A 6,981-nucleotide genomic window follows, 5' to 3' on the forward strand; every position below is an offset into this window, starting at 1 on the left:
CGTGGGCGGCGATGAACACGGCCGCATCGCCCGCCCACGCGGCGGCGACGAGCGCCACGGCCTGCAGGGCGCTGCCGAGCAGCAGTGTCGTGCGCGGGGGCTTCCGCGTCAGCAGCGGACCCGAGGCCAGCACGCCCACCAGCAGCCCGGCGAAGAGCACGGGCACCGCGGCGCTGAGGTCGGCGCCGATGTCCCGCTGCGCCGAGGGCAGCACGGCGGGGACGAACGCCGCGGTCACGCCGAGTCCTGCGAACGCGCTGAACAGGCCGAGGCGGATCCGGCCGTCCGCGCCCGTCATGCGCCGTTGGCGCGCACGTGGTGCACGGCCGCGAACGTGTCGCGCAGCGCCTCCATCGAGCGGTCGTAGTTCGACTGGGCGACCCCGATGAAGATGCAGTCGACGACCATGAGCTGCGCGATGCGGCTGCCGAGCGCGCCGGAGCGGAAGCCGGTCTCGCGCGCGGCGGTCGTCAGCACGATGTCGGCCTGCCCGGCCAGCGGCGCGCCCGCGTGGTTGGTGATCGCGATCGTGGTGGCCCCCGCCTTGCGGGCGAGGAGGAGGAACTCGATGGTGTCGGTGGTCGCGCCGCTGTGCGACACCGCGATGGCGACGTTGCCGGGGCCGAGGGTGGCGGCGGAGGTCCAGGCGGCGTGCGGATCGGACCACTCCAGGGCCGTCCGCCCGATCCGGGTGAGCTTGCGCTGGAGGTCGAGGCCGACGATCGAGCTGGCCCCGACGCCGAAGATGTCGACGCGGCTCGACGACGTGATCGCCTCGACCGCGGCGCGCAGCGACTCGGTGTCGAGCACCTTGGCGGTGTCGGCGAGCGACAGCGTCTCGGCGAGGGAGACCTTCGCCACGATGTCGGCGAGCGTGTCGTTGCGGTCGATGTCGCCCGACACGGCGGGGAGCGCGGCGGTGTCGTATGTCTCGCGCTCCACCTCGCGCAGCACGTGGTTGCGCAGCTCGCGCACGTGCTCGTATCCCAGGCGCTTGCAGAAGCGGACGACGGAGGTGGTGGAGGTGTCGCAGCGGTGGGCGAGCTCGGCGACCGAGAGGCCGGCGGTGGCGGCCGGGTCGGCGAGGAAGAGATCGGCGATGCGCTGCTCGCTCGGGCGGAGCTCGGGGCGGATCGCCCGCATGCGCACCAGCACGGGGGGAGCGCCGGCGTCGTCGCGGGCGGCGTCGTGGGACATGTGTTCTCCGATCGGTGTTCATAACAGTAGAGGAACTTCTGTTACACCGACAGCGACCTTCGTGTACTTTTGGTACCACCCAGACCGACGATGTTCACGGGACGTCAGGCAGCATCGCCTGAACCCAGCCAGGGCGACGCGGTCCCAGCCAGGAGGAAACAGCATGAGCACAGTACGGCGGGCGTCATTCGGCGCTCTCTCCGCCGCGGGCGTCGCGATGGCGCTCGTCATCACCGGGTGTTCCGCGCCGGCGTCGAACCCCTCGCCCTCCGAGGGCGGCACCGCGGGCGGCGACCTCGTCATCGGCGTCACCAGCGACCCGGACACCCTCTTCCCGTGGAAGGCCACGCAGTTCCAGGCGGTCAACGTCCTGCAGAACCTGTACGGCACGCTCACCGAGTTCGACGAGGACCTGAACGTGGTGCCCGGCCTCGCCGAGTCGTGGGACGTCTCGGAAGACGGCCTCACCGTCACCTTCCACCTCCGCGAGGGCGTCACCTTCGCCGACGGCAGCACGTTCGGCTCCGAAGACGTGAAGTACTCCCTCGACGCGATCGCCGCCGAGGCCACCGCGGCCGTCGCGCGCAGCTCGCTGGCGTCCGTCACCGCGGTCGAGGCGACCGACGAGACCACCGTCACCCTCACCCTCAGCGCCCCCGACGCGGCCCTGCCCGCCAACCTCGCCGTGATCAACATGGCCATGCTCTCCTCCGACGACACCGAGGAAGCGCTCAACACCACCCCGAACGGCACCGGCCCGTTCGTGCTCGAGGACCGCACCGCCAGCCAGTCGCTCACGCTCGCCAAGAACGACGACTACTGGGGCGACAAGGCGCTGCTCGACACGGTCGAGTTCCGCGTGATCCCCGACGAGTCGTCGATCGTGTCGGCCATGCAGTCCGGCAACGTGCAGCTCGCGGTGTTCGACGACCCGCTGGTCGCCCAGACCGCCGAGGGCGCGAACGTCGAGGTCGCCACGACCCCGCAGCTCAGCTACCACGCCCTTCAGCTCAACGCCACGCGCGGCGACCTGGCCGACGTGAACGTGCGGCTCGCGATCCAGTGCGCGATCGACCGCGAGGAGGTGCTGGAGACCGCCGCGCTCGGCGAGGGCGAGGTCACCGGGCCCATCACGTCGCCGGCGTTCAAGTCCGACCCCGACGCGCGCCCGTGCCCGGAGCGCGACCTCGACAAGGCGGCCGAGTACCTGAAGAAGGCCGGCAAGGAGGACGGCGTCACGATCAAGACGATCGTGTCGCAGGGCGAGTACGCCACCTCCGTCAACGAGGCGCAGAACCTGAAGGCGCAGCTCGCCGACGCCGACATCACGCTCGACCTCGAGGTGCTCGAGTCCGGCGCGTTCGTCGACCGCTGGATCGCCGCCGACTTCGACGCCGCGGTCGCCCTCAACGGCGGACGCCCCGACCCCGACGGCATGTACGGGCGCTACTTCACCAGCACCGGCAACCTGAACAAGGTCGCGGGGTACTCCTCGCCCGAGCTCGACGCGCTGTTCGCGGAGGGCCGCCAGACCGCCGACACCGAGAAGCGCAAGGAGATCTACGCCGAGGTCTCCGAGAACCTCGAGGACAACGCCGCCTGGATCTGGCTGTTCACCAGCTACACCTACACGGCCACCGCCACCAGCGTGGACGGCTTCACCCCGATGGCGAACGGCTCGCTGCAGTACCTGCGGACCACCTCCATCCAGTAGCGGACCGGAGGGGGCGCGGCCGCCCGCGCCCCCTCCGTCCCCCTCCGACGACAGGCACCCTCACACGCGCATGTTCAGACAGCTCCTCCGCAACAGCGTGCTGCGACGCATCCTCGCAGCCCTCGGCACTCTCTTCGGGGTCGCCGTGTTCGTCTTCCTGATGCTGCGCGCCATCCCCGGCGACCAGATCAGCTCGGGACTCGGCACCGAGGCCGCCGCGCTCACCCCGGCGCAGCGTGAGGCTCTCGAGGCCTACTACGGCCTGGACCAGCCGCTGTTCGTGCAGTTCTTCTCCTGGCTGGGCAACATCTTCACCGGCAACCTCGGCTTCTCGTCGCGGGCGCAGACGAGCGTGCTCGACCTCACCGCGGCCGCCCTTCCCGTCACGTTCGAGCTCGCGATCCTCTCGATCGTGATCGCCCTCGCGATCGGCATCCCGCTCGGCATGCTGTCGGCCTCCAAGCCGGACTCGCTCCGCGACGGCGTCGGTCAGGTCGTGGGACTTGCGGGCCTCTCCATCCCGGCGTTCCTGCTCGGCACGGCACTGCTGGCGATCCTGGCGCAGTCGCTCGGCTTCAACCCCAACGGCCAGGGCTACGCGCGGCTGTTCGACGACCCGCTGCTGAACCTGCAGCAGATGCTGCTCCCGTCGATCGTGCTCGGCTTCGGCATCGCGGCGCCCATCATGCGCACGACCCGCACCGCCGTGCTGGAGATCCGCGCGAACGACTTCATCCGCACGGCCCGCGCGAAGGGCGTGCCGCCGCGCCGCCTCCAGGTGCGCCACGTGCTCGGCAACGCGCTGGTCCCGATCGTCACCATGACCGGCCTGCAGTTCGGCTACCTGCTCGGCGGCGCCGTCGTGGTGGAGCAGATCTTCTCGCTCCCCGGCATCGGCCGTCAGGTGCTGCTCGGCATCCAGCAGAAGGAGTACGCGCTCGTGCAGAGCACCGTGCTGGTGATCGCGCTCGCCTTCGTCATCGTCAACCTGCTCACCGACCTGCTGTACCGGGTCATCGATCCCCGGGTGCGTGCCGCATGACCGACATCTCTCAGACCCCGGCCCTCGCCCCCGGCGGAGGGCGCACCATGGAGCGCGTGCGTCTCCTGCTGCGCAGCCGCAGCGGGCTCGCCGGCCTCATCATCGTGTTCCTGCTGGCGGTGCTCAGCGTCGTGTCGGCGTTCGGCCTGCTGCCCTTCGACCCGCTGGCGCAGGATCCGCCGTCGCGCCTGCAGCCGCCGTCGGCCGTGCACTGGTTCGGCACCGACCAGTTCGGCCGCGACGTGTTCTCGCGCGTGGCCGCCGGCGTCGCGAACTCGGCGCTGATCTCGGTCGTCGCGGTGGCGTTCGCGACCGTGGTCGGCACGGTCTGCGGCCTCATCGCCGGCTTCTACCGCGGCATCTCCGACGGTGCGATCACCGCGGTCACCAACGTCCTGTTCGCGTTCCCGCCGCTGCTGCTGGCGCTGTCGCTCGCCTCGGTGTTCGACCGCAACTGGTTCACGATCGCGGTCGCCATCGCGATCGTCTACGTGCCGATCTTCATCCGCGTCACGCGCGGCCCGGTGCTGTCGCTGCGCGAGGTCGAGTACGTCAAGGCCGCCAAGAGCACGGGGCAGGGCCGCATGGCCACGATGTTCCGGCACGTGCTGCCCAACATCACGTCGATCATCATCGTGCAGGTCACGCTGTCGCTGTCGTGGGCCGTGCTGACGGAGGCGTCGCTGAGCTTCCTCGGCCTCGGCACGCCGCCGCCCGCGCCGTCGCTCGGCTCGATGATCTTCGAGGCGCGCACGCTCGTCACCATCGCGCCGTGGACCATGATCGCGCCCGGCGTGGTCGTGGTGCTGCTCGTGGTCGGGCTCAACCTGCTGGGCGACGGGCTGCGCGACAGCCTCGACCCGCGGAACCGGGGGAAGCGATGACCCTGGAGGATCTCGGCGCCCTCGCCACCGAGGCCAGCGACCCCCGCTACGCGCGACTCGACCAGATGAGCGTGGCGGAGCTCGCCCAGACCATGAACGACGCCGACGCCACGGTGCCCACGGCCGTGCGGCGCGCACTGCCGCAGATCGTCCCGGCCATCGAGGCCACCGCGGAGCGCATGGCGCGGGGCGGACGGCTGGTCTACGTCGGGGCAGGGACGCCCGGTCGCATCGGGGTGCTCGACGCCTCGGAGTGCCCGCCCACGTTCAGCACGCCGCCCGAGCTGGTGTTCGCCATCATGGCCGGCGGGCCCGGCGCGATCGTGAACCCGGTCGAGGGCGCGGAAGACGACGCCGAGGCCGGAGCCGCCGCGATCGACGCCGCCGGCATCGGCCCGCTCGACACCGTGATCGGCATCGCCTCGAGCGGCCGCACCCCGTACGTGGTCGCGGCCGTCCGCCGGGCGCGCGAGCGCGGGGCGCTGGGCATCGGGCTGTCGTGCAACGCGGACACCCCGCTGAGCGCCGTCGCCGAGCACGGCATCGAGGTCGAGGTCGGCCCCGAGGTGCTGTCGGGTTCCACCCGCCTCAAGTCGGGCACGGCGCAGAAGCTCGTGCTCAACATGTTCTCGACCATCTCGATGGTGCGAGGCGGCAAGGCCTACGGCAACCTGATGGTCGACGTGAAGGCCACGAACCACAAGCTCCGCGAGCGCGCGATCCGCATGGTGCGCACGATCGCCGAGGTCGATCGCGACACCGCGGTCGCGGCGCTGGAGACCGCCGCCTGGGACGTGAAGCTCGCGTCGATCATGATCCGCCGCGGCGAGGACCTCGCCGCGGCCACCACCCGACTCACCGCGGCAGGCGGACGCCTGCGCACGGCACTGGAGGAGAACTGATGCGCGTCCTCGGACTGATCTCCGGCACCTCGCACGACGGGATCGATGCCGCCGTCGTCGACTTCGCGACCAGCGGGGGCTTCACCGACCACGGCGTCGACCTGACCGGCACCGTGCTCGCGGCCACGAGCGTGCCGTACGCGCCGGAGCTGCGCGCCCGGCTGATCGCCGCCCTCCCGCCCGCGCCGACCACGCTCGCCGAGGTCGCGGAGCTCGACACCCTCATCGGCCAGGCGTTCGCCGACGTCGCGGCCGACATCGCCGCGCAGGTCGGCGGGGTCGACGCGATCTGCTCCCACGGGCAGACCGTGTACCACTGGGTCGACGGCGCCCACGCCCTGGGGACCCTGCAGATCGGGCAGCCCGCCTGGATCGCGGAGAGGGTCGGGGTGCCCGTGGTGTCGGACATCCGCATCCGCGACATCACCGCGGGCGGCCACGGCGCCCCGCTGGTGTCGTTCCTCGACGAGCTGCTGCTGCGCGGACGAGCCGGGGTCACGGCGGCCCTCAACCTCGGCGGCATCTCGAACATGACGGTCGTGCGCCAGGACGGCCTGGTCGCCTACGACATCGGTCCCGCGAACGCGCTGGTCGACGCGGTCATCGTGGAGCACGGGCTCAACCCGCTCGGCTACGACGACGATGCGGCCGTGGCGCGCACCGGCCGCGTCGACGAGGCGCTGCTGTCGGCCCTCCTCGACGACCCGTACTACGCGCTGACGCCGCCGAAGAGCACCGGCAAGGAGCACTTCCACCTCGGCTACGTGCACGAGCACCTGGCCGCGCAGGGCCGCGACATCCCGGTCGCCGATGTCGTGCGCACGCTCACCGAGCTCACCGTCCGCACGGTCGCCCGCGACGTCGCCGCGGCGGGCATCGGCTTCCTCGCCGTCTCGGGCGGCGGGTGCCGCAACCCGCTGATCCTCGAGGGTCTGCGCGCCGCGCTGCCGGAGACCGAGGTCGTGCTGGCCGACGAGCTGGGGGCTCCCGCCGACAGCAAGGAGGCGATCCTGCTCGCGCTCATCGGCTGGTCCACGATGCACGGCGTCCCCGCCATCGTCCCCGGCGGCACGGGCGCCCGCGAGCCCCGCATCCTCGGCACGATCACGCCCGGCGCCGGCCCGCTGCACATGCCGGAGCCGGTCGCGGCGATCTATTCGCTCACGCTCGGGGAGGCGACGGCGCCGTGAGCGGCCACGGAGCAGGCCAGGTGCGCGGCGCCGTCGCCTCAGATCGGAAGAG

General features: G+C 71.6%; 7 protein-coding genes. 5 read left to right on the forward strand and 2 right to left on the reverse strand.

Going from position 1 to position 6,981, the window contains the following annotated elements; translation table 11 throughout:
• On the reverse strand, nucleotides 1-298 hold a 298-nt coding region (locus DW299_RS01700), incomplete at its 3' end, for a hypothetical protein (RefSeq protein ID WP_446724777.1).
• Nucleotides 295-1,197 (reverse strand): MurR/RpiR family transcriptional regulator, encoded by a 903-nt coding sequence (locus DW299_RS01705; protein ID WP_136030814.1) that lies wholly within the window; start codon nucleotides 1,195-1,197, stop codon nucleotides 295-297. The genes DW299_RS01700 and DW299_RS01705, both read right to left, overlap by 4 nt.
• Nucleotides 1,198-1,360: 163 nt before the next feature.
• On the opposite strand from DW299_RS01705, the gene DW299_RS01710 reads away from it, so the two are divergent.
• From DW299_RS01710 to DW299_RS01730, 5 genes are all read left to right on the forward strand, one after another.
• Nucleotides 1,361-2,911 carry an ABC transporter substrate-binding protein gene (locus tag DW299_RS01710; RefSeq protein WP_136035409.1) on the forward strand — a complete coding sequence of 517 codons (1,551 nt, stop codon included), beginning with the start codon at nucleotides 1,361-1,363 and terminating at the stop codon, nucleotides 2,909-2,911.
• Between the two features lie 70 nt (nucleotides 2,912-2,981).
• A complete protein-coding gene (locus tag DW299_RS01715; RefSeq protein WP_136030810.1) occupies nucleotides 2,982-3,953 on the forward strand; it encodes an ABC transporter permease in 972 nt (323 codons plus the stop codon).
• Nucleotides 3,950-4,837: an ABC transporter permease gene (locus DW299_RS01720; protein ID WP_136030808.1), complete on the forward strand. Its 888-nt coding sequence runs from the start codon at nucleotides 3,950-3,952 to the stop codon at nucleotides 4,835-4,837. Before DW299_RS01715 ends, DW299_RS01720 begins: the two co-directional genes overlap by 4 nt.
• The gene (gene murQ, locus DW299_RS01725; RefSeq protein WP_136035410.1) at nucleotides 4,834-5,739 is read left to right on the forward strand and encodes an N-acetylmuramic acid 6-phosphate etherase; all 906 of its coding nucleotides are present in this window, start codon (nucleotides 4,834-4,836) and stop codon (nucleotides 5,737-5,739) included. The genes DW299_RS01720 and murQ overlap by 4 nt, the downstream gene beginning before the upstream one ends.
• Nucleotides 5,739-6,929: an anhydro-N-acetylmuramic acid kinase gene (locus DW299_RS01730; RefSeq protein ID WP_136035411.1), complete on the forward strand. Its 1,191-nt coding sequence runs from the start codon at nucleotides 5,739-5,741 to the stop codon at nucleotides 6,927-6,929. Before murQ ends, DW299_RS01730 begins: the two co-directional genes overlap by 1 nt.
• Nucleotides 6,930-6,981 lie beyond the last annotated feature (52 nt).

Origin of the sequence: Microbacterium sp. K35 (assembly GCF_004794375.1) — a bacterium.
Classification (GTDB): Bacteria; Actinomycetota; Actinomycetes; order Actinomycetales; family Microbacteriaceae; genus Microbacterium; species Microbacterium sufflavum.